This window comes from Pseudomonas sp. P7548 (assembly GCF_013386585.1).
Classification (GTDB): Bacteria; Pseudomonadota; Gammaproteobacteria; order Pseudomonadales; family Pseudomonadaceae; genus Aquipseudomonas.
Window position 1 is genome coordinate 41,216 of sequence record NZ_JACARO010000017.1, and the last position, 22,639, is coordinate 63,854.

21 protein-coding genes are annotated in these 22,639 nt (G+C 61.5%); 17 read left to right on the forward strand and 4 right to left on the reverse strand.

Going from position 1 to position 22,639, the window contains the following annotated elements; all coding sequences use genetic code 11:
• The first annotated feature begins 226 nt into the window (after positions 1–226).
• From arnC to HX803_RS09545, 12 genes are all read left to right on the forward strand, one after another.
• On the forward strand, positions 227–1,267 hold the full coding sequence (arnC, locus tag HX803_RS09490) for an undecaprenyl-phosphate 4-deoxy-4-formamido-L-arabinose transferase (RefSeq protein WP_176996095.1): 1,041 nt from the start codon (positions 227–229) through the stop codon (positions 1,265–1,267).
• On the forward strand, positions 1,264–3,255 hold the full coding sequence (arnA, locus tag HX803_RS09495; protein ID WP_178920168.1) for a bifunctional UDP-4-amino-4-deoxy-L-arabinose formyltransferase/UDP-glucuronic acid oxidase ArnA: 1,992 nt from the start codon (positions 1,264–1,266) through the stop codon (positions 3,253–3,255). Before arnC ends, arnA begins: the two co-directional genes overlap by 4 nt.
• Complete coding sequence (gene arnD / locus HX803_RS09500; RefSeq protein ID WP_178920169.1) at positions 3,255–4,139, forward strand: 4-deoxy-4-formamido-L-arabinose-phosphoundecaprenol deformylase; 885 nt, start codon at positions 3,255–3,257, stop codon at positions 4,137–4,139. Before arnA ends, arnD begins: the two co-directional genes overlap by 1 nt.
• Positions 4,136–5,791: a lipid IV(A) 4-amino-4-deoxy-L-arabinosyltransferase gene (gene arnT / locus HX803_RS09505; RefSeq protein ID WP_178920170.1), complete on the forward strand. Its 1,656-nt coding sequence runs from the start codon at positions 4,136–4,138 to the stop codon at positions 5,789–5,791. Before arnD ends, arnT begins: the two co-directional genes overlap by 4 nt.
• Complete coding sequence (arnE, locus tag HX803_RS09510) at positions 5,788–6,135, forward strand: 4-amino-4-deoxy-L-arabinose-phosphoundecaprenol flippase subunit ArnE (protein ID WP_178920171.1); 348 nt, start codon at positions 5,788–5,790, stop codon at positions 6,133–6,135. The genes arnT and arnE overlap by 4 nt, the downstream gene beginning before the upstream one ends.
• Complete coding sequence (arnF, locus tag HX803_RS09515; protein WP_178920172.1) at positions 6,132–6,545, forward strand: 4-amino-4-deoxy-L-arabinose-phosphoundecaprenol flippase subunit ArnF; 414 nt, start codon at positions 6,132–6,134, stop codon at positions 6,543–6,545. Before arnE ends, arnF begins: the two co-directional genes overlap by 4 nt.
• On the forward strand, positions 6,542–7,921 hold the full coding sequence (locus HX803_RS09520) for a UDP-glucose/GDP-mannose dehydrogenase family protein (protein WP_178920173.1): 1,380 nt from the start codon (positions 6,542–6,544) through the stop codon (positions 7,919–7,921). The genes arnF and HX803_RS09520 overlap by 4 nt, the downstream gene beginning before the upstream one ends.
• A 3-nt stretch (positions 7,922–7,924) precedes the next feature.
• Positions 7,925–9,547, forward strand: coding sequence for a glycosyltransferase family 39 protein (locus tag HX803_RS09525; protein ID WP_178920174.1), 1,623 nt, complete (start codon positions 7,925–7,927; stop codon positions 9,545–9,547).
• Positions 9,548–9,854: 307 nt separating this feature from the next.
• Complete coding sequence (locus HX803_RS09530) at positions 9,855–10,058, forward strand: type VI secretion system contractile sheath small subunit (protein WP_256732835.1); 204 nt, start codon at positions 9,855–9,857, stop codon at positions 10,056–10,058.
• A 164-nt stretch (positions 10,059–10,222) separates the two neighbouring features.
• A complete protein-coding gene (locus HX803_RS09535; protein WP_178920175.1) occupies positions 10,223–10,933 on the forward strand; it encodes an HPP family protein in 711 nt (236 codons plus the stop codon).
• A 130-nt stretch (positions 10,934–11,063) separates the two neighbouring features.
• Entirely contained in the window at positions 11,064–12,167 is a 1,104-nt protein-coding gene (locus HX803_RS09540) for an enoyl-CoA hydratase/isomerase family protein (RefSeq protein WP_178920176.1), read from the forward strand.
• A 3-nt stretch (positions 12,168–12,170) separates the two neighbouring features.
• Positions 12,171–13,322: an acyl-CoA dehydrogenase family protein gene (locus HX803_RS09545; RefSeq protein WP_178920177.1), complete on the forward strand. Its 1,152-nt coding sequence runs from the start codon at positions 12,171–12,173 to the stop codon at positions 13,320–13,322.
• Positions 13,323–13,455: 133 nt separating this feature from the next.
• Here the strand turns inward: HX803_RS09545 and HX803_RS09550 are convergent, their stop codons facing one another.
• Positions 13,456–14,343 carry a 3-keto-5-aminohexanoate cleavage protein gene (locus tag HX803_RS09550; RefSeq protein WP_176996685.1) on the reverse strand — a complete coding sequence of 296 codons (888 nt, stop codon included), beginning with the start codon at positions 14,341–14,343 and terminating at the stop codon, positions 13,456–13,458.
• A gap of 77 nt (positions 14,344–14,420) precedes the next feature.
• Positions 14,421–15,365 carry a choline ABC transporter substrate-binding protein gene (locus tag HX803_RS09555; RefSeq protein ID WP_178920178.1) on the reverse strand — a complete coding sequence of 315 codons (945 nt, stop codon included), beginning with the start codon at positions 15,363–15,365 and terminating at the stop codon, positions 14,421–14,423.
• Between the two features lie 193 nt (positions 15,366–15,558).
• Here HX803_RS09555 and HX803_RS09560 point away from each other — a divergent pair, with 193 nt between their 5' ends.
• Positions 15,559–16,503, forward strand: a complete 945-nt coding sequence (locus HX803_RS09560) for a GlxA family transcriptional regulator (RefSeq protein ID WP_016977789.1) — start codon at positions 15,559–15,561, stop codon at positions 16,501–16,503.
• Positions 16,504–16,571: 68 nt separating this feature from the next.
• Positions 16,572–17,750, forward strand: coding sequence for an AAA family ATPase (locus tag HX803_RS09565; protein WP_178920179.1), 1,179 nt, complete (start codon positions 16,572–16,574; stop codon positions 17,748–17,750).
• A gap of 125 nt (positions 17,751–17,875) precedes the next feature.
• On the opposite strand, the gene HX803_RS09570 is transcribed toward HX803_RS09565, so the two are convergent.
• Together HX803_RS09570 and HX803_RS09575 are read right to left on the reverse strand one after the other, a co-directional pair.
• Complete coding sequence (locus HX803_RS09570) at positions 17,876–18,292, reverse strand: DUF3010 family protein (protein ID WP_178920180.1); 417 nt, start codon at positions 18,290–18,292, stop codon at positions 17,876–17,878.
• 41 nt (positions 18,293–18,333) lie between these two features.
• Complete coding sequence (locus tag HX803_RS09575; RefSeq protein WP_178920181.1) at positions 18,334–18,735, reverse strand: lysozyme inhibitor LprI family protein; 402 nt, start codon at positions 18,733–18,735, stop codon at positions 18,334–18,336.
• 218 nt (positions 18,736–18,953) lie between these two features.
• Here HX803_RS09575 and HX803_RS09580 point away from each other — a divergent pair, with 218 nt between their 5' ends.
• From HX803_RS09580 to dgcA, 3 genes are all read left to right on the forward strand, one after another.
• Positions 18,954–19,931: a dipeptidase gene (locus HX803_RS09580; protein WP_178920182.1), complete on the forward strand. Its 978-nt coding sequence runs from the start codon at positions 18,954–18,956 to the stop codon at positions 19,929–19,931.
• A gap of 78 nt (positions 19,932–20,009) precedes the next feature.
• Positions 20,010–20,540: a DUF5943 domain-containing protein gene (locus HX803_RS09585; RefSeq protein ID WP_178920183.1), complete on the forward strand. Its 531-nt coding sequence runs from the start codon at positions 20,010–20,012 to the stop codon at positions 20,538–20,540.
• Between the two features lie 15 nt (positions 20,541–20,555).
• Entirely contained in the window at positions 20,556–22,616 is a 2,061-nt protein-coding gene (gene dgcA, locus HX803_RS09590; RefSeq protein WP_017256151.1) for a dimethylglycine demethylation protein DgcA, read from the forward strand.
• Positions 22,617–22,639: the final 23 nt, after the last annotated feature.

The window sequence follows — 22,639 nt, forward strand, 5'->3', positions numbered from 1 at the left end:
CTTGAGAACAAGCCGCGTGTTCTACGACTAACCTGTTGATTACGCTTTACCTTTCACAACTTTCGTCTTTACTCAGCTAGCCCATGGAAGAAACCAATGCCCGTCCTCAGGAACGTCGAATGAATGCCGCAACCCCACGCCATGTTTAATCAGTTCACTGAGTTTCAGCCACTGGTTACTGCCGTTTTCACGCTCCAACCTGCTCTAGCCCCGAGGTCATGAATCTTTGAAACCCTACCCTATTCATTGCGTGTCGATCGTTATCCCGGTCTACAACGAACAAGAGAGCCTGCCTGAATTGCTGCGTCGCACGACGGCAGCCTGCAAGCAACTGGCCTACGAATACGAAATCATCCTGGTCGATGATGGTAGTCGCGACAATTCGGCCCAACTGCTGGAAGACGCTGCCGCAGAAGACGGCAGCAACGTGGTGGCGGTGATCCTCAACCGCAACTACGGCCAGCACGCGGCGATCATGGCCGGCTTCGAGCAGTGCCGTGGCGAGGTGGTGATCACCCTCGACGCCGACCTGCAGAACCCGCCCGAAGAAATCCCCCGCCTGGTCGAGCAAGCCGCCCTGGGCTACGACGTGGTCGCCACCGTGCGCAACAACCGCCAGGACTCGGCCTTCCGCCGCTGGCCTTCGCGCCTGATCAACCTGGCCGTGCAACGCTCCACCGGCGTGGCCATGACCGACTACGGCTGCATGCTGCGTGCCTACCGCCGCACCATCGTCGACGCCATGCTCGCCTGCCGCGAGCGCAGCACCTTTATCCCGATCCTGGCCAACGGCTTTGCCCGCCACACCACGGAAATCCTGGTGCACCACGCCGAGCGCGAGCACGGCGAGTCCAAATACAGCCCGATGCGCCTCATCAGCCTGATGTTCGACCTGCTGACCTGCATGACCACCACGCCATTGCGTCTGCTCTCCGTGGTCGGCTTCAGCCTGGCGGCCCTCGGCGTACTGTTCGCCATTGCCCTGATCGTGTTGCGCCTGGCCTTCGGCGCGCAATGGGCCGGCGACGGCATGTTCGTATTGTTTGCGGTGCTGTTCGTGTTCACCGGTGGCCAGTTCATCGGCATGGGCCTCTTGGGTGAATACCTGGGCCGCATGTACAGCGACGTGCGGGCCCGCCCGCGCTTCTTTATCGAAAAAGTGCTGCGCAACACACCGGCAGCACCGGCACCCGTGGTCGTCGTTGACGGCCTGGTGTCTTCCCATACCTCCACTTCTACTTCTCCTTCCGATCAGGTTTCGTCATGAATTCAAAAGCCGTTGTCTTCGCTTACCACGATATTGGCTGTGCAGGCATTGAAGCCCTGCTGACTGCCGGCTACGACATTGCTGCCGTGTTCACCCATGCCGACGACCCCAAGGAAAACAACTTCTACGGCTCCGTCGCCCAACTCTGCGCCCGCAACGGCATCCCGGTGCATGCACCGGAAGACGCCAACCACCCGCTGTGGATCGAGCGCATCGCCAAGCTGAACCCGGATTTCATCTTCTCCTTCTACTACCGCAACCTGCTGAGCGAAGCGCTGCTGGCCACCGCCAAGAAAGGCGCGTTCAACCTGCACGGTTCTCTGCTGCCGAAATACCGTGGCCGCGCCCCGGCCAACTGGGTGCTGGTCAATGGCGAGACCGAAACCGGCGTGACCCTGCACCGCATGGTCAAGCGCGCCGATGCCGGCGCGATCCTGGCCCAGCAAAAAGTCATCATCGACCGCACCGACACCGGCCTGACCCTGCACGCCAAGCTGCGTGACGCCGCCGCCAACCTGCTGCGCGATGCCCTGCCACAATTGGTTGCCGGCAAACTGAGCGAAACCGCCCAAGACGAAAGCCAGGCCAGCTACTTCGGCCGCCGCACCGCGGCTGATGGCAAACTGGACTGGAAAAAGCCGGCTGAAGAACTGTTCAACCTGGTTCGCGCCGTGACTCAACCGTACCCGGGCGCCTTCTGCGCCGTGGGCGAGCACAAGCTGATCGTGTGGCAAGCCGACGTGGTCAAGGGCAACGAAGGCCTGGCGCCAGGCCGTGTGATCAGCGTCAACCCGCTGCGCATTGCCTGCGGCGAAGACTCCCTTGTGGTCAAGTTCGGCCAACGCAACGCCGACGGCCTGTTCCTGGCCGGCCCTGCCCTGGCCGATGCCCTGGGCCTGGTAGACGGTTCCGTGCTGCGCGGTGCTGAGTCCGGTCGCAAGCCACGCCGTACCCGCGTACTGATCCTGGGTGTGAACGGCTTTATCGGTAACCACCTGTCCGAGCGCCTGCTGCGTGACGACCGCTATGAAATCTACGGCCTGGACATCGGTTCCGACGCCATCGAGCGCCTGCGCAGCCACCCGAACTTCCACTACGTGGAAGGCGACATCAGCATCCACACCGAGTGGATCGAGTACCACATCAAGAAGTGCGACGTGGTGCTGCCACTGGTGGCCATCGCTACCCCAATCGAATACACCCGTAACCCGCTGCGCGTGTTCGAGCTCGACTTCGAAGAGAACCTGAAGCTGGTTCGCTACTGCGTGAAGTACAACAAGCGCGTGATCTTCCCGTCGACCTCCGAAGTGTATGGCATGTGCCAGGACCAGTACTTTGACGAAGACACCTCCAACCTGGTGGTCGGCCCGGTCAACAAGCAGCGCTGGATCTACTCGGTCTCCAAGCAACTGCTGGACCGCGTGATCTGGGCCTACGGCGACAAAGGCCTGAAATTCACCCTGTTCCGTCCGTTCAACTGGATGGGCCCGCGACTGGACCGCCTGGATTCGGCGCGTATCGGCAGCTCCCGTGCAATTACCCAGTTGATCCTGAACCTGGTGGAAGGTACTCCGATCCGTCTGTTCGACGGCGGCGAGCAAAAACGTTGCTTCACTGACATCGCCGACGGTATCGAAGCCCTGGCACGCATCATTGATAACGAAAACGGCGTGTGCGACGGCCAGATCGTCAACATCGGCAACCCGGAAAACGAAGCCAGCATTCGTCAGCTGGGCGAAGAACTGCTGCGTCAGTTCGAGGCGCACCCGCTGCGTAGCAACTTCCCTCCGTTCGCCGGTTTCCGCGACGTGGAAAGCAAGGCGTTCTACGGCACTGGTTACCAGGACGTGGCACACCGCAAGCCAAGCATCGAAAACGCCAAGCGCCTGCTGAACTGGGAGCCGACCGTCGAGATGAGCGAGACCATCGGTAACACCCTGGACTTCTTCCTGAAAGAAGCCATGCTCGAAATCGCGGACAAGAAGTAATGCAGGCAGGCCTTCGCATCGACGTCGACACCTACCGTGGCACCCGTGAAGGTGTGCCACGGTTGCTTGAATCCCTGGATGAAGCCGGGGTCAAGGCAACATTCTTCTTCAGCGTTGGGCCGGACAACATGGGGCGCCACTTGTGGCGCCTCATCCGCCCGCAGTTCCTGTGGAAGATGCTGCGCTCCAACGCCGTCGGTCTGTATGGCCTGGACATCTTGCTGGCCGGCACCGCCTGGCCAGGCAAGCCGATTGGCCGCGACCTGGGGCACTTGATGCGCCAGGCCAAGGCTGCCGGGCATGAAGTGGGCCTGCACGCGTGGGACCACCACGGCTGGCAAGCCAATACCGGGCGCTGGAGCGAGGCACAGCTGATCGAACAGATCCGCCGTGGCGTCGACACCCTCAGCGACATCCTCGGCGAGCGTATCGATTGTTCAGCGGCCGCCGGCTGGCGCGCCGATGAACGCGTGGTGCAAGCCAAGCAAGGTTTCAACTTTCGCTACAACAGTGATTGCCGGGGCACCAGCCTGTTTCGTCCAACCTTGGCCGATGGCAGCGCGGGCACCCCACAAATTCCGGTAGACCTGCCGACCTTCGACGAAGTCGTCGGGCCGGTCGTGGCTGCCAAAGACTTCAACGGCTTCATTCTGGACCGCTTTGCCGAGTCCAAGCTGAACGTCTACACGATTCACGCTGAAGTAGAAGGGATTCTGATGGCTAACGATTTTCGCCAGTTGCTTGCCCAGGCAGGGCAGCGCGGCATCGATTTCAAACCGCTGGGCGAGCTGTTGCCCGCCGATGTGACCACCCTGCCCCAGCAACAGCTGGTGCGTGGCGCCCTGCCTGGGCGCGAGGGTTGGCTCGGAGTGCAACAAGCATGATCCGGCGCCTGGCATTGCCCCTGCTCCTGTTGGCGTTTGGCGTGTTTTACCTGTTGCCGCTGGCCACCCATGGCCTGTGGATCCCGGATGAAACCCGCTACGCGCAGATCAGCCAGGAAATGCTGTTGACCGGCAAGTGGGCCTCGCCGCACTTCATGGGCATCCGCTACTTTGAAAAACCCGCCGCCGGCTACTGGATGATCGCGCTGGGCCAGGCGATCTTCGGGCAGAACCTGTTCGGCGTGCGCTTTGCCTCCGCCTTGAGCACCGGCCTGAGCATTCTGCTGGTGTACCTGGTGTCGCGCCGGCTGTGGAATGACCCGCGCAAGAGCCTGGTCAGCACCGTGCTCTACATGAGTTTCGCCAGTGTGGCCCTGCTGGGCGGCTATGCGAACCTCGACCCGCAGTTCACCTTCTGGGTCAACCTGACCGGCGTCGCGTTGTGGTTCTGCTTCGACAACACCACCCGCCGTGGCCGCCTGGGTGCCTGGGCCTTGCTGGGTTTTGCCTGTGGCATGGGCTTCATGACCAAGGGTTTCCTGGCCTGGTTGCTACCGGTGCTCATCGCCCTGCCCTACGCCATCTGGCAGAAGCGTTTCCGTGAACTGCTCGGCTACGGCCTGGTGGCGGTGGTCGTGGCGATTGTCGTGAGCCTGCCGTGGGCGCTGGCCGTGCACCTGCAGGAGCCGGACTACTGGAACTTCTTCTTCTGGCACGAGCATATCCAACGCTTTGCCGGTGAAGACGCCCAGCATGCCGAGCCGTTCTGGTACTACCTGCCGCTGCTGGTGGCGTTCTCGCTGCCCTGGGTGGCGCTGCTGCCGTCCACGGTCAAACAGGCCTGGCACGACAAGCGCCTGCCAAAAACCGCCTTCCTGCTGCTGTGGCTGTTGATGCCCCTGGCGTTCTTCAGCCTGGCCAAGGGCAAGCTGCCCTCCTACATCATGCCGTGCCTGTTGCCCCTGGCGTTGTTGATGGGTTCGACCCTGGCCGACAAGCTGGCCCAGAACCGTGGCCGCGTGCTGTGTATCAACGGCTGGTTGAACCTGGTGATTGGATTGGTGGCGATGCTGGCCCTCAGCTGGTTCCAAATGAAGAAGCCGGTGTACGAGCACGGTCAGGAAACCCTCAGCCTGGTGCTGGTGTTTACCTTCTTGTTCGGCTGGATCCTGGTCAACCTGCTGCACGCCGCGCGCCCCTTGAAACTCTGGGCGGCACCCGCCATCGGCAGCTGGCTGCTGGTGGCCCTGGTGCCGGCCGCACTGCCCCATTCGGTGGTGTACAACAAGACCCCGGACCCATTCATCATTGATCACCTGCAGGAACTGCAACCGACCACCGCACTGCTGAGCAATGACCTGGGCGCCGCATCGGCCTTGGCATGGCGCCTGCACCGTCCGGACGTAACCCTCTACAACACCGTCGGTGAAGTGAAATACGGTCTTGCTTTCGCAGACACGGCCCATCGCAAGGTGGACATCAGCCAGGTCCAGCAATGGATGAGCGAGGCGCGCAAACAAGGCCCGGTCGGCGTGGTGATGCGCGTCAAGGGTGACGATGAAGTCGCTGAGGTGAACTTGCTGCCCCAGGATGGCAAGCGTTACGAGCAAGGCAACATCGTGATCCTGATCTTCCCTCAGGTCGCACCATGATCACACTGTTGCTGCTATTGGGCGCCTGCCTGCTCACCTGCATGGGTCAGGTTTCGCAAAAATTTGCCGTAGAAAGCTGGCGTGATCAGCCCGACGGCTGGGCGCTGAAACTGCGCTCGCCGTGGCTGTGGTCGGCACTGATCTGCCTGGGCCTGGGCCTGTTGGTCTGGTTGCTGGTATTGCAGCGCCTGGAAGTGGGCATTGCCTACCCCATGCTCAGCCTGAACTTTGTGCTGGTCACGCTGATGGCACGCTTTGTGTTCCACGAACACATCGATGGCCGCCACTGGCTGGGTGTGGCCCTGGTAATCGCCGGGGTCGTGTTGCTGGGGCGTCAGGTATGAGCCGGGTTCGTGGTTTTGCCCTGGCCCTGGGCAGCGTCGGCCTGGTCAGCGCCGCCCAGTTGGGCATGCGCTGGAGCATGACACGCCTGCCCCTGCCGACCGAATGGTTGACGGCCTTCAGCACCAATGCCATCGACCTTGGTGCCCTGGGCGTGGTGATCCTGGCGATCATCGCCTATGCGCTGTCCATGCTCTGCTGGCTCGGCGCGCTCAAGGACCTGCCCCTGGGCCGTGCGTATTCGCTGCTCAGCATCAGCTACGCGTTGGTGTACCTGCTGGCCGCCAGCCTGCCGGTGTTCAACGAACATTTCTCGCTTTCAAAAACCCTGGGGGTGGCGTTGGTCATCCTCGGTGTACTGGTTATTAACTCTCGTCGTGCTAGCACCACAAGTCCCAGGAATGCCCCATGAAAATCAGTGTATTTGGTAGTGGTTACGTCGGTCTGGTGCAGGCCACCGTATTGGCCGAAGTCGGTCACGATGTCATCTGCATGGACGTTGACAAGAACAAGGTCGAATCGCTGCAAAAAGGCCATGTGACCATCTTCGAGCCGGGGCTGGCCGCGATGGTGAAGGAAAACCTGGAAAGCGGGCGCCTGCATTTCACCCACGACGAAAAACTCGCCGTGGAACACGGTGAAGTGCTGTTCATCGCCGTGGGTACACCCTCCGACGAAGACGGCTCGGCCGACTTGAAGTACGTGCTGTCGGTCGGCGACGCGGTGTCCCGTCACCGTGTGGAACCGGTGATCCTGGTAGAAAAGTCCACCGTACCCGTGGGCACCGGCGACACCCTGCGCGCGCACATTGAGAAGAACCTGCGCGTGGCCGGTCGTCACCTGGACTTCGATATCGTCTCCAACCCGGAATTCCTCAAGGAAGGCTCGGCCGTTGCCGACTGCCGCCGTCCGGACCGGATCATCATCGGTTGTGAGCGTGAAGAGGTGCGCGAGGTGATGCGCGACCTGTACGCGCCGTTCAACCGCAACCACGACCGCATCATCTTCATGGACCTGCGCAGCGCCGAACTGACCAAGTACGCTGCTAACTGCATGCTGGCCACCAAGATCAGCTTTATCAACCAGATCGCTGAACTGGCCGAGCACCTGGGCGCCGACATCGAAGCCGTGCGCCTGGGCATCGGTGCCGACTCGCGCATCGGCTACCACTTTATTTACCCGGGCTGCGGCTACGGCGGATCGTGTTTCCCCAAGGATATGCGCGCCCTGATCCACAGCGCCAAAGAGGCCAACTGCTCCAGCGACCTGCTGGAAGCCGTCGAAGCCATCAACCAGCGCCAGAAGAGCAAGCTGTTCGAACGCATCAACGCCTATTTCAAAGGCGAGTTGAAGGGCAAGACCTTCGCCCTGTGGGGCCTGGCGTTCAAGCCCAACACCGATGACATGCGCGATGCGCCCAGCCGCGTGCTGATGGAAGCCCTGTGGGCCGCCGGCGCCAATGTACGTGCCTTCGACCCTGAAGCCATGCAGGAAACCCAGCGCATCTACGGCGACGAATCGCGCCTGACGCTGCTGGGCACCCCGGAATCGGCACTGAGCGGCGCCGACGCGTTGATCGTCTGCACCGAATGGCAGCAGTTCAAGGCCCCGGACTTCGACCTGATCCACCAGCGCCTGAAAACCCCGGTGATCTTCGACGGCCGCAACCTGTACGACGGCGAGCGCCTGTCGCGCAAAGGCTTCAAGTACTTCCCGATTGGGCGTGGTGACTCCTGTGAATTGCCAATCCCCCAGCAACAGTGGGTGCCGCAGGTTCAGGAAGCCTGATACGTGAACAAAGCTCATCCGTCCCGGCTCACTGCCACGGTCCGCCACCAGTCGCTGGGGCTCGGGCTCTTGGCGCTGCTGCTGTTCATTGCCGGTAACTGGCACCAGGCAATCATCGGGTTCGACTCACGCTTTGTGGTGTTCGCCCAGGAAATGCTGCGCCATGGGCCCAGTTTTTTCCCGACCACCTACGGACAACCCTACGCCGACTACCTGGCCACCTCGACCCTGCTGACATGGCTGTTCTCCCTGCCCCTGGGGCAGGTCACCAGCTTTACGGCCTGGTTGCCCACGGCCATCGCTTCGGCGCTGATCGTGGTGCTGGTGTACCGCCTCACGGCGCCCTACTCTCCGCGTTGGGGCCTGCTGAGCGTGGCGATGTTGCTGCTCAGCAGCACCTTCATCAGCGAAACCCGTGCGGTGTCCCTCGACCAGATGCTCGCGGCCGTGGCGTTGACGGTGTTCTACCTGGGTTACGCCCATGACCACTTCGGCGCGGGCAAACGCCTGCACTGGCTGTTCCTGCTGCTGATCGTCGGCTTTGCGATCCGTGGGCCCATCGGCCTGGTGATTCCCACCGGCGTGCTGTGCAGCTATTACTTGATCAACCGCCAATGGCGTCAGTTGTTCAGCTTCGGCCTGCTGGCCCTGGCCCTGCTGGCGGCCTGTGTCGGCCTGCTGTTGCTGCTGGCCAAGATGAGCGGCGGTGAAGACTTCATGCGGGATGTGATTCGCATGCAGTTTCTGGGGCGCATGGACGGCACCGAAGGCTCCAGCGGTGTGTTGTATTACTTCACCAGCTCGATCGGCAACTACGCCCTGGCCTACCCGGTGGCGCTGCTGGTGCTGCTGGCGGTGGCGGCAAGTGGGCGACGGGCACCCGATCCGGCGCTGCAGCTGGTGTTGTACTGCGCAGCAGCAGGTTTGCTGGTGATGCTCGGCCTGTCGGTTCCCCAAGCGAAGAAAGCCCGCTACATACTGCCAATGCTGCCCATGGCGGCGATCATTGCGGCGTACCCGTTCCAGGTCACCCAGGGGCGGCTGTTTGCCGGGTTGCGCAACCTGATGCTGGGTATCTGGACGTTGTTGCCCGCGCTGTTGGCCATCGGCCTGCTGGTTGCGCGTCGCCGTTACGCAGAGCAGCTGGGTAGCCTGACACCGATCTTGGCCGTGCTTGGCGTACTGCAAGTGCTCGCATTGCTGGCGTTGTTCAAGGCTCGGCTGCGCCCGGCAGGCCCGGCGTTGGCGGCGGTACTGGCAATCTGGGCGACCTATATCGTGGTGGTCGAGCCCCTTGAGCGCAGCCTCTATGACACGCGCACCTTCAGCCTGGCGGTCAAGGCGCAGATCAACAGCCAGCCGGCGCCGGTGGTGTTGCATGCCCTGGGTAAAGATGCCAAGGCCATCAAGCTGATGGTCAACCTCGACTGCGACCGGGTGCCGCTGTTCACCCAGTTGCCTGCCGAGCTCGCACCGGTGCAAGGCCCGGCCTGGCTGGTGATGAGCCAGGAGGATTACGAGGAGTTGCAAGATCCGCGCTTTCGCTCCATCACGCCGACGCTCACCGGGGAGTTCGACAAGAACCCTTATGTGTTGCTGCACTTGGCTAAAACCACTCCGCCATAAAGGCGTTTCCTGTGGCTCTGTGAGAAACAGCGCCCACTCTTCACGGAGTGGGCGTTTTGCATTCTTATCGCCAAGAATCATCCTACAGCCCTATGCGTAATGGCTGGGGACCCGCCTCTTCCGGCACCCAAAACCCGGCTGTAGACTCTTTCGCCAGGTGCCTTAACTATCTACCACCCGGCCATAAGAGAGCCTCTCGATGGGCCTGTTTTAGCGCACCCGCATAACAACAAGGACGCTGTAGGCCATCCCTGCCGTGATGGTTTTTGACTGAGAGGAGAAGACTGTGGGAGATGAACGAGTGACCCTGCCGGTGCCTTCGCTGGATCGCCTGATGGGCTTGCGCGATGCTCTGGTGGCGTTGAAGGGGCCGTTGGCGGATGACCCAGAACTCAGGGAAAACCTGCAAAAACACCTGTTCAACGAAGAAACGGATAGACGGGTACTGGGCAAGGTAAACATTCCAACCTTGCACAGCGTACGCCTGATTCCGTTTGGTGCGGCCCTTTAACTGCATTATTATTGCATTGAACCCTCATTAATATGCATTGGCGCCCTGCTCGCAGGGTCGGCACACTGCACAAGTTCCTCCCCCAAATGTTGGAACTTTCAAAGGGCTTTTCCGGGAAACCAGGCAAGCCTTTTTTTTCGCCCGCTGTTTATGGACCCTCTTCAATGCTCGCTCGCCTGATCCCCGCTGCAATCAATACGCGCCCTGCCGAATGGAGCCGCGCCGCCATCGGCATGGCCCTGGGCACGATGCTCAGTGTCTGGGCCTGCGCCCACGTGTTTGGCATGGAGGTGGCGATGCACCTGCTCGGGCCTCTCGGGGCTTCGGCAGTGCTGCTGTTCGCGGTGTCGTCCGGCGCCCTCGCGCAGCCGTGGTCGATCATCGGCAGCTACTTGTGTGCCGCCGTTGTCGCGCTGCTGGTGGCACGGGTGCTGGGGCGCACCTTGGGCAGCGCCTGCCTGGCGGCGGGCATGACGGTGGTGCTGATGTGCTGGCTGCGTTGCCTGCACCCACCCGCAGGCGGGCTGGCCATGACCCTGGTGTTGGCCGACCCGGCGTCCGCCAGCCTTGGCTGGTACGAACTGCCAGCGGTCATGCTCGGTGCCGCGGCCTTGCTGGTGTGCGCGCTGGCCTACAACAATGCCACCCGTACACGCTACCCAAAAGGCGCCGCAGAATCGCCCGCCGTTGTGTTAGGCACCCCGGCGCCCGCCACCGACCCCACGATCACGGCGGTTGATCTGAAGCTGGCGCTGGCTGAAATGGAGCAGTTCTACGACATCGAACCCACCGAGCTTGAGCAGTTGATCCACGCGGCTGAAGGTCATGCGCGGCGGCGCAGCATCGGTGAAGTGCTGGCCCATCGGGCCGCTTGAGTTCCCTGCAAATATGCAAAAACGACCTGCATGATTCACGGTTGTACTGGGCAAATTTGCACTGGTACGATCGCGAGAGAGTTCGCCTACGAACATCTTGATAAAGAACAATAAAAGCAGGGAGTTAGAGATGACTGCTCAGGTTTCATCCGAAGCAAGCCGCGCCGACATTCTTCAAGACGAGGTACTGGCCGACGTTCGCAACCATATCGGCCACCTCACCCTCAACCGCCCGGCGGGCTTGAACGCCATTACCCTGGACATGGTGCGCAGCCTGACGCGGCAGCTGCAGGCCTGGGCCGATGACCCGCAGGTGTACGCCGTGGTCCTGCGCGGTGCCGGCGAAAAAGCCTTCTGTGCCGGGGGCGACATCCGCTCCCTGTACGACAGTTTCAAAGGTGGCGACACCCTGCACCAAGACTTCTTCGTCGAGGAGTACGCCCTCGACCTGGCTATCCATCATTACCGCAAACCCGTGCTGGCCCTGATGGATGGCTTTGTCCTCGGCGGCGGCATGGGCCTGGTGCAAGGTGCCGACCTGCGGGTGGTGACCGAACGCAGCCGCCTGGCGATGCCGGAAGTCGCCATCGGTTACTTCCCTGACGTGGGCGGCAGTTACTTCCTGCCGCGTATCCCGGGTGAACTGGGCATTTACCTCGGCGTGACCGGCGTGCAGATTCGTGCCGCAGACGCCCTGTATTGCGGGTTGGCCGATTGGTTTCTCGACAGCACCAAACTCGCCGAGCTTGACCAGAAACTCGACCGCCTGCAGTGGCACGACTCTCCCCTCAAGGACTTGCAAGGCGTACTCGCCAAGCTCGCCGTGCAACAACTGCCGGACGCGCCCCTCGCCGCCCTGCGCCCCGTCATCGACCACTTCTTCGCGTTGCCGGACGTGCCGAGCATCGTCGAGCAACTGCGTGCCGTCACCGTTGCCGACAGCCACGAATGGGCGCTGGCCACTGCCGACCTGATGCAAACCCGTTCCCCGCTGGCCATGGCCGTGACCCTGGAAATGCTCCGCCGTGGCCGCCGTCTGCCGCTGGAACAGTGCTTCGCCCTGGAACTGCACCTGGATCGCCAGTGGTTCGAGCGCGGCGACCTGATCGAAGGCGTTCGCGCCCTGATCATCGACAAGGACAAAACCCCGCGCTGGAACCCGCCCACGTTGCACGGGCTGGACGCCACCCACGTCGAGAGCTTCTTTCACGACTTCGCGCAAAAGGTTCAATAAGACATGCAAGACATTGAATACACAGAAGAACAAGTGATGATTCGCGACATGGCGCGCGACTTTGCCCGTGGCGAAATTGCCCCCCACGCCCAAGCCTGGGAAAAAGCCGGCTGGATCGACGATGGGCTGGTTGCCAAGATGGGCGAGCTGGGCCTGCTGGGCATGGTGGTTCCCGAGGAATGGGGCGGCACCTATGTCGACTACGTGGCGTATGCCCTGGCGGTGGAAGAGATTTCAGCCGGCGATGGTGCTACGGGTGCCCTGATGAGTATCCATAATTCAGTGGGTTGCGGGCCGATCCTCAACTACGGCACCACCGAGCAGAAACAGACCTGGCTGGCTGACCTCGCCAGTGGCCAGGCGATTGGCTGCTTCTGCCTCACCGAACCCCAGGCCGGCTCCGAAGCCCACAACCTGCGCACCCGCGCCGAACTGCGCGACGGCCAATGGGTGATCAACGGCGCCAAGCAATTTGTCAGCAACGGCAAGCGCGCCAAGCTGGCCATCGTGTTTGCGGTCACCGACCCGGATCTGGGCAAGAAAGGCATCTCGGCGTTCCTGGTGCCAACGGATACGCCGGGCTTTGTGGTCGACCGAACGGAACACAAAATGGGTATTCGGGCGTCAGACACCTGCGCCGTCACCCTCAACCAGTGCACCGTGCCCGAAGCCAACCTGCTGGGCGAGCGTGGCAAAGGCCTGGCCATCGCCCTGTCCAACTTGGAAGGCGGTCGCATTGGCATTGCCGCCCAAGCCCTGGGGATCGCCCGTGCCGCCTTCGAAGCTGCGTTGGCCTACGCCCGCGACCGTGTGCAATTCAACCAGGCGATCATTGAGCATCAGAGCATTGCCAACCTGCTGGCCGATATGCAGACCCGGCTCAATGCCGCACGCCTGCTGATCCTGCATGCTGCGCGCCTGCGCAGCGCCGGCAAGCCGTGCCTGTCGGAAGCGTCCCAGGCCAAATTGTTTGCCTCGGAAATGGCCGAAAAGGTCTGCTCCTCGGCCATGCAGATTCACGGCGGGTATGGGTACCTGGAGGATTACCCGGTTGAGCGTTACTACCGGGATGCGCGGATCACGCAGATTTACGAAGGGACCAGCGAGATTCAGCGGATGGTGATTGCCCGGGAACTGAAAAACTACCCGCTCTGACAAACACACCAAAAACCCAATGTGGGAGCGGGCTTGCTCGCGAATGCGCAGTGTCAGTCATCCAATGTATCGACTGATTCACCGCATTCGCGAGCAAGCCCGCTCCCACATTTCGATTCGGTTGTGACAGGTATCAGCCGCGTTTGGTCAGGCCCATCTTCACGCGCCCTTCGGCCGGGGTCATGACCCGTGCGCCCAGGCGGCTGAGGATTTCACTGGCGCGTTCCACCAGCTGGCCGTTGGTGGCGAGCACACCCTTGTCCAGCCACAGGTTGTCTTCCAGGCCGACCCGCACGTTGCCGCCCAGCAGCACCGCTTGCGCGGCCATCGGCATTTGCATGCGGCCGATGCCGAAGCCTGCCCACACGGCGTTGGCCGGCAAGTTGTCGACCATGGCCTTCATGGTGGTGGTGTCGGCCGGTGCGCCCCATGGGATGCCCAGGCACAGTTGGAACAGCGGGTCGTCCAGCAGGCCTTCTTTGATCATCTGCTTGGCGAACCACAGGTGCCCGGTGTCGAAGATTTCCAGCTCGGCCTTCACACCCAGCTCCTGGATGCGTTTGGCGCCGGCCCGCAGTTGCGCAGGGGTGGAGACGTAAATGGTGTCGCCATCACCGAAGTTCAGGGTGCCGCAGTCCAGGGTGCAGATTTCCGGCAGCAGCTCTTCCACATGGGCCAGGCGGGTCAATGGGCCGACCAGGTCGGTGTTGGGGCCGAACTCCATCGGGTTCTCGCCGCCGCCGATCTCCAGGTCGCCGCCCATGCCGGCGGTGAGGTTGACGATGATGTCGATGTCGGCCTCGCGGATGCGCTCCATCACTTCGCGGTACAGGGCCACGTCGCGGCTGAACTTGCCGGTTTGCGGGTCACGCACATGGCAGTGCACAACCGTGGCGCCGGCCTTGGCGGCTTCTACCGCCGCGGCGGCGATTTGTTTGGGAGTGACCGGCACGTGTGGGCTTTTGCTGGTCGTGTCGCCAGCACCGGTGAGTGCGCAGGTGATGATGACGTCGTGGTTCATGAGGCGGTTCCTTACAGGCGGGCGTAGTGGTGCCGTTCGCAGCCAGGAGCGGCTGCGAAACGGTGATTCGAATCAGGTTATTTGCTGGTCAATTGCAGGTTGGCGGCGGCCGGCTTGCCGTCGAAGGTGGTCACGCCTTCCAGCCAGCGGGCCTGGTCTTGCGGGTGATCCTTGAGCCACTGCTTGGCGGACTCGATGGCGTCCTTGTGGTCCAGCAACGGCTGCATCATCCGGCTCTCGTCGGCGGCGGTGAAGGTGAGGTTGGTCAGCAGTTTGTGCACGTTGGGGCACTGTTCGGCGTAGGTCGGCGACGTCACGCTCCATACCGTGGCCATGCCTTCGTTCGGGCCCAGGGCGTCGTCGCTACCGGTGAGGTAGGTCATGGCGACGTTGACGTTCATCGGGTGCGGCGCCCAGCCGAAGAACACCACGGCTTCCTTACGGCGCACGGCGCGGTCGACGGCGGCGAGCATGCCGGCTTCGCTGGACTCCACCAGCTGGAACTTGCCCAGGCCGAACTGGTTCTTGGCGATCATCGCCTTGATCTGGGTGTTGGCGCCCGAGCCTGGTTCGATGCCGTAGATCTTGCCGCCCAGTTCTTTTTCGAACTTGGCGATGTCGGCGAAGGTCTTCAAACCCTTGTCGGCCAGGTAAGTCGGCACGGCCAGGGTGGCGCGCGCGTCTTCCAGGCTCGGCTTGTCGAGGACCTTGACCTGCTTGGCGTCGACGAACGGCGTGATGGTCTGGGTCATCAGCGGGTTCCAGTAGCCCAGGAACAGGTCCAGGCGTTGGTCGCGGATGCCGGCGAAGATGATTTGCTGGGAGGCACTGGTCTGTTTGGTCTTGTAGCCGAGGCCGTCGAGCAACACTTGGGTCATGGCGCTGGTGGCGATTACGTCGGTCCAGTTCACCACGCCCATGCGCACGTTCTGGCAGGACGCCGCGTCGGCGGCCAGTACGTTGGTGCTCAAGATGGCGCTGGCGCTGAGTGCGAGCACGCAGCGGCTGATCAGTCGGTTCATGGTGGATCCCTCGGCAGGTCGTTATTGTGGGGTCCGGCGTCTTTGTGCGCCGTGATGCCAAGTTACGTAGCTTTGGGGGCGACAAAACGCACGGCGGCGACCAGCTCTTGCACTGCAGCGACCTGCCCCCTTGAATCCACCCGAGAACGGGAGTATCACAGTGCCACGCTGCCCGTCCTACGAGAGCGCCACCATGTCCCAGGATTTCTACTTTTTGCTGATGCCGGGTTTCTCGGCCATTGGCTTTATCTCTGCGCTGGAACCGCTGCGGGTGGCCAACCGCTTTCGTGGCGAGCTGTACCGCTGGCATGTGCTGAGTGCCGACGGTGGCGCGGTGCTGGCGAGCAATGGCATGTCGGTCAACGCCGACGCTGCGCTGGAGCCGCTGAAAAAGGGCGCGACGTTGTTAGTCGTGGCAGGCTTCGAACCGTTGCAGTTCGCCACACCCGCCCTGGAACACTGGCTGCGCCGCCTCGATCACGACGGCGTGACCCTGGGCGCCATCGACACCGGCGCTTGCGTGCTCGCCGAAGCGGGCTTGCTGGACGGCCACCGCCTGACCCTGCATTGGGAAGCCATCGACGCCTTCAAGGAATCTTATCCACAGCTCACCGTGACCCAGGAACTGTTCGAGATCGACCGCCGCCGCATCACCTGCGCCGGCGGGACGGCCTCCATCGACCTGATGCTCGACCTGATCGCCCAGGCCCATGGCCCGGAACTGGCGATCCAGGTGTCCGAACAGTTCGTGCTCGGCCGCATCCGCCCGCGCAAAGACCACCAGCGCATGCAGATCGCCACACGCTATGGCATCAACAACAAAAAGCTGGTGCAGGTGATTGGTGAGATGGAGCAGCACACTGAGCCGCCCTTGAGCACCCTGGCCCTGGCGGAAGCGATCAAAGTGACCCGCCGCCAGCTGGAGCGCCTGTTTCGTCTGCATTTGAACGATACCCCCAGCAACTTCTACCTCGGCCTGCGCCTGGAAAAAGCCCGGCAGCTCTTGCGCCAGAGCGACATGAGCGTGCTGGAAGTGAGTATTGCCTGCGGGTTTGAGTCGCCGTCGTATTTCACCCGCAGCTACCGGGCGCGGTTTGCCAAGTGCCCGAGGGAGGATCGGCGACGGGAGGTGGTTTGACGGGCAATTATAGTCAATTATACTCATGACTATAATTTATAGTTCTTTGAATAATTGAGTATAAAACCATGTCCAAGCACACCGGCTTTGTATTCCGCCGCCCCGCCCTGGCTAGCAGCATTGCCGACGGCCTGGTGGGGGCTGGCATTCAGGATTTCACCTCTGGCCTGTTTCTCGCCGCACCGCGCCGAACAGGCAAAAGTACCTTTCTACGTGAAGACCTGATCCCGGAGTGCCAGTTTCGAGGCTGGCTGGCCGTGTATGTCGACCTGTGGGCGGACAAAGAGAAAGATCCAGCAGAGTTGATTGCCAGCGCAATTGCCGCCGCGCTGGTGCCCTATGAAAAGGGCATCCGCAAGCTGGCCAAGAACATTGGCATCGAAAAACTGAGCTTTCTGCGGACACTGTCCTGGGACTTCAGCAAACCGCAATTGCCTGTTGGCGCAACATTGACCCAGGCGCTGGAGCTGCTGCACCACGCTGCGGAAAAACCCGTCGTGCTGGTGATTGATGAGGCGCAGCACGCGCTGACCAGCGATTCAGGCATCAATGCGATGTTCGCGCTGAAGGCCGCCCGGGACCAGCTAAACCAAGGTAGAGACGAGGACGGCAGTGGTTTGCACCTGGTGTTCACCGGTTCCAACCGCGACAAGCTGGCCCACTTGGTATTGGGTAAAAGTCAGCCGTTCTTCGGCTCCAGCATCACGCCGTTTCCACTGTTGGGCAAAGCGTTCACCCAGGCTTACACCGCGCACCTCAACGCAAATCTGGCCAAGACCAACCAATTCAACGCGGCCGATATCGATGAGGCCTTTGAGTTGGTGGGCCGGCGTCCAGAGATGTTGCGCACCATCATCGGTGAAGTGGCGCTGGAGCTGGGCGAGGCCAGCAACCTGGGCCAACTGCTGCACAGCCGCGCCGAGTTACTGCGCGCGGGCGTGTGGACCGAATTTGAAAGCGCCTGGAACAATCTCACTATTCCCCAACGTGCCGTGCTGGACGTGATGGTGGAGCGTTCGCAAAACAACGAATCGTTCGCGCCGTTTACCGACAGCACCCTGGCGGCAGTCAGCAAGGCGCTGGAAGAGATGGGCAGCGACGTAGTGCCGGGCACCCAGACGATTCAGGCCTGCATCGATGCCCTGCGTGACAAAGAACTGGTGTGGAAATCGAGCCGGGGCGGGTATGCCCTGGAGGACAAGACGTTTGGAGATTGGCTGAAGCACAAGCGCCGTACACCTGACTAAGGGGCAACTCAAATCAAATGTGGGAGCAGGCTTGCCTGCGATGGCGGTGGGTCAGCGCGATAGATGTCAACGGATGTACCGCTATCGTAGGCAAGCCAGCTCCCACAGTGGATAGGCGGCGTGGCTTATTTTTTCAGCAGGGCCGAGCATGCCGCTTTGTAGGCTTCGTGCTGGTACTTGTTCAGCGTTGCCGGCAACTCGAAGTTGTGCTTCTTATTCTGCGCATTAATGGTCTGCGGCGACAGCAGCGTCACCTCCACACCGTCGAGCAGCTGAAACACCCCTTCAATCTTGAACGTGGTCGGGCCCCCGGCAAATTCGCCTTTCTTGCTGCGCTTCTTGATGGCGATACGCTCGATGGCGTTGTCCTGCACAAACGCCTTCACTTGAGCGGCGAAGGCTTTGACGTTGGCCGCTTCATCGTCGTCTTCCAGAGCGATTTTCTTGGTGGCCAGGGCGACGTGGGCCAGCGCCCCGTTGTCCAGGGAAGCGACAGCGATGATGGCTTCGCTGCCTTTGATTTCGATGCCGCAAGTCTTCATGAGTCGCCTTGTTTCAGAGAGAAAGTGGCGGGGATTGTCGCTTATTCCTGCCCGATCGACTCCAAAAATTCCGATCGCTCATCACTCATCCGCGCCAGGCAGTCGTTCTGCTGGATCGCGTATGCCTTGGTGCCGTTCACCGCCGGGAAGGTGTCCACGGCGCAATCGGCGTCACGCAGTTTTTCCCACTTCTGCTGGGCATCCTTCAGACGAGCGGTAATGTCGGCGAGCTGCGACTTGTTGCTGCCGTAGGTCGAACCCATGCGTTCGAGCAGGCCCTGGTAGTTGTCCTTGAGCAATTGCTCGGCGGTGGTTTTGTTGTAGGTGGCGCATTCCAGGGTTTGCTTGTCGTTTTCGATGCCATCGCACGGCGTGTTGTCGGTGTCTTCAGCCGCGTGTGCGGTGGTTGCGATGAGTGCCAAAGCCAGGAAAATCGATTTCATTGCGCCGTCTCATATCAGGTGATGCGGAATTCTGGCCCAAGCGTAAGACAAATAACAGCTGCCAGTCAGACGTGTCATAGCAGCCTTTGTCGTGGATTGACGCTTTCGGCAATTCCCCTGTCGTTTTTGCACCCGGCTCTGTCGGCCCCTGGGCATATGCTGGCCCCAAAGCGCCGGCAGACGATTCGGCGCATGAATCGCCAATAAGGGGACGCCTGATGAGCCCAGCCGAATTGCACGCCGACAGCATCGTTATCGACGGGCTGATTATTGCCAAGTGGAACCGCGACCTGTTCGAGGACATGCGCAAAGGCGGCCTTACCGCCGCCAACTGCACTGTGTCGGTGTGGGAAGGGTTCCAGGCCACCATCAATAACATCGTGGCCAGCCAGACCCTGATCCGTGAAAACAGCGACCTGGTGATCCCGGTGAAAACCACCGCAGACATCCGTCGCGCCAAGGAACTGGGCAAGACCGGCATCATCTTCGGCTTCCAGAACGCCCATGCCTTCGAAGACCAACTGGGCTATGTCGAGATCTTCAAGCAGCTCGGCGTGGGGGTGGTGCAGATGTGCTACAACACCCAGAACCTGGTCGGCACCGGCTGCTACGAGCGTGACGGCGGCCTGTCGGGCTTTGGCCGTGAGGTCGTCGGCGAGATGAACCGTGTCGGCATCATGTGCGACCTGTCCCACGTGGGCTCCAAAACGTCCGAAGAAGTCATCCTCGAATCCAAGAAACCGGTGTGCTACTCCCACTGCCTGCCGTCCGGGCTTAAAGAGCACCCGCGCAACAAGTCCGATGAAGAACTCAAGTTCATCGCCGACCACGGCGGTTTTGTCGGCGTGACCATGTTTGCGCCGTTCCTGGCCAAGGGCATCGATTCGACCATCGACGACTACGCCGAAGCCATCGAATACACCATGAACATCGTCGGCGAAAACGCCATCGGCATCGGCACCGACTTCACCCAGGGCCATGGCCAGGATTTCTTCGAAATGCTGACCCATGACAAGGGCTACGCCCGCCGCCTGACCAGCTTCGGCAAGATCATCAACCCGCTGGGCATCCGCACCGTGGGCGAGTTCCCCAACCTCACCGAGACCCTGCTCAAGCGCGGTCACAGCGAGCGTGTGGTGCGCAAGATCATGGGCGAGAACTGGGTCAACGTCTTGAAAGACGTCTGGGGCGAATAAGCCACCGCTCTCCTAATCCTTAACCCGCTGCCTTCCGCGCAGCGGGCATCCAAACGAATTTTCTGGAGTTAAGTTTCCATGGCCAAGATCGCCCCGCAATTGCCTATCGAAGTCGACAGCGAAACCGGTGTCTGGACCTCCGACGCCCTGCCGATGCTGTACGTGCCGCGCCATTTCTTCGTCAACAACCACATCGGTATCGAAGAAGTGCTGGGCGCCGAGGCTTATGCCGAAATCCTCTACAAGGCCGGCTACAAGTCCGCCTGGCACTGGTGCGAGAAAGAAGCTGAATGCCACGGCCTGGAAGGCGTTGCGGTGTTCGAGCACTACATGAAGCGCCTGTCGCAACGCGGCTGGGGCCTGTTCAAGATCCAGGACATCGACCTGGACAAAGGCACCGCCAGCGTCAAGCTGGAACACTCGGCGTTCGTCTACGTGTACGGCAAGGTCGGGCGCAAAGTCGACTACATGTTCACCGGCTGGTTTGCCGGCGCCATGGACCAGATTCTTCAAGCGCGCGGTAGCCAGATCCGCACTGTCGCAGAGCAAGTCTACGGAGGCTCCGAAGAGGGCCACGATGACGGCCTGTTCACCGTCAAGCCGTTGTAAGCCGAGGACCGTGCCATGGCTTTCGAAGCAATGTTCCAGCCGATCCAGATCGGCAAACTGACTATTCGCAACCGCGTACTCAGCACTGCCCACGCCGAGGTGTATGCCACCGACGGCGGGATGACCACTGACCGCTATGTGAAGTACTACGAAGAGAAAGCCAAGGGCGGCATCGGCCTGGCGATCTGTGGCGGCTCCTCGGTGGTGGCCATCGACAGCCCGCAGGAATGGTGGAGTTCGGTGAACTTGTCCACCGATCGCATCATCCCGCACTTCCAGAACCTCGCCGACGCCATGCACAAGCATGGCGCCAAGATCATGATCCAGATTACCCACATGGGCCGTCGCTCGCGTTGGGACGGCTTCAACTGGCCGACGCTGATGTCACCGTCTGGCGTGCGTGAGCCGGTGCACCGTGCCACGTGCAAAACCATCGAGCCAGAAGAAATCTGGCGCGTGATCGGCAACTACGCCCAGGCTGCACGCCGTGCCAAGGCCGGTGGCCTGGATGGCGTGGAACTGTCCGCCGTGCACCAGCACATGATCGACCAGTTCTGGAGCCCGCGGGTCAACAAGCGTACCGATGAATGGGGTGGCACCTTTGAAGGCCGCATGAAGTTCGGCCTGGAAGTGCTCAAGGCCGTACGCGCCGAAGTGGGCGATGACTTCTGCGTGGGCATGCGCCTGTGCGGTGACGAATTCCACCCGGACGGCTTGTCCCACGAGGACATGAAGCAGATCGCCAAGTACTACGACGACACCGGCATGCTCGATTTCATCGGCGTGGTGGGTTCGGGGTGTGACACGCACAACACCCTGGCCAACGTGATCCCGAACATGAGTTATCCACCGGAGCCATTCCTGCACTTGGCGGCCGGTATCAAGGAAGTGGTCAAGGTGCCGGTGCTGCACGCGCAGAACATCAAGGACCCGAACCAGGCCACGCGGATTCTGGAAGGCGGTTATGTGGACATGGTCGGTATGACCCGTGCACACATCGCCGACCCGCACCTGATCGCCAAGATCAAGATGGGCCAGATCGACCAGATCAAACAGTGCGTCGGCGCCAACTACTGCATCGACCGCCAGTACCAAGGGCTGGATGTGCTGTGCATCCAGAACGCCGCGACCTCCCGTGAATACATGGGGGTGCCGCACATCATCGAAAAATCCACCGGGCCAAAACGCAAAGTCGTGGTGGTGGGGGCCGGCCCTGCCGGGATGGAAGCTGCGCGCGTTGCCGCCGAGCGTGGCCACGATGTGACCCTGTTCGAGAAAAAAGAATTTATCGGAGGGCAGATCACCACGGCGTCCAAGGCGCCGCAGCGTGACCAGATCGCCGGTATCACGCGCTGGTTCCAGCTGGAACTGGCTCGCTTGAAAGTCGACCTGCGCCTGGGCGTGGCGGCCGATGCCGATACCATCCTGGACTTGCGTCCGGACGTGGTGGTGCTGGCGGTCGGTGGCACTCCGAACGTCGAGCAGAACGAGCACTGGGGCGCGGCTGAAGGCTTGGTCGTCAGCAGTTGGGACGTGCTCGACGGCAAAGTCGCGCCGGGCAAGAACGTGCTGGTGTACGACACCATCTGCGAATTCACCGGCATGTCGGTGGCCGACTTCCTGGCCGACAAAGGCAGCCAGGTCGAGATCGTCACCGACGACATCAAGCCGGGCGTGGCCATTGGCGGTACGTCGTTCCCCACCTATTACCGCAGCATGTACCCCAAAGAAGTGATCATGACCGGCGACATGATGCTGGAAAAGGTCTACCGCGAAGGCGACAAGCTGGTGGCGGTGCTGGAGAACGAATACACCGGCGCCAAAGAGGAGCGGGTGGTGGACCAGGTGGTCGTCGAGAACGGCGTGCGCCCGGACGAAGCCATCTACTACGCACTCAAGGAAGGCTCGCGCAACAAGGGCCAGATCGACGTCGAAGCGCTGTTCGCGATCAAGCCGCAGCCGTGCTTGAGCGAGGCGGGTGACGGGTACTTGCTGTTCCGCATCGGTGACTGTGTGGCGCAGCGCAATACCCACGCTGCGATCTATGACGCCCTGCGCTTGTGCAAGGATTTCTGACGAGGTGAACTCGGTCAAATGTG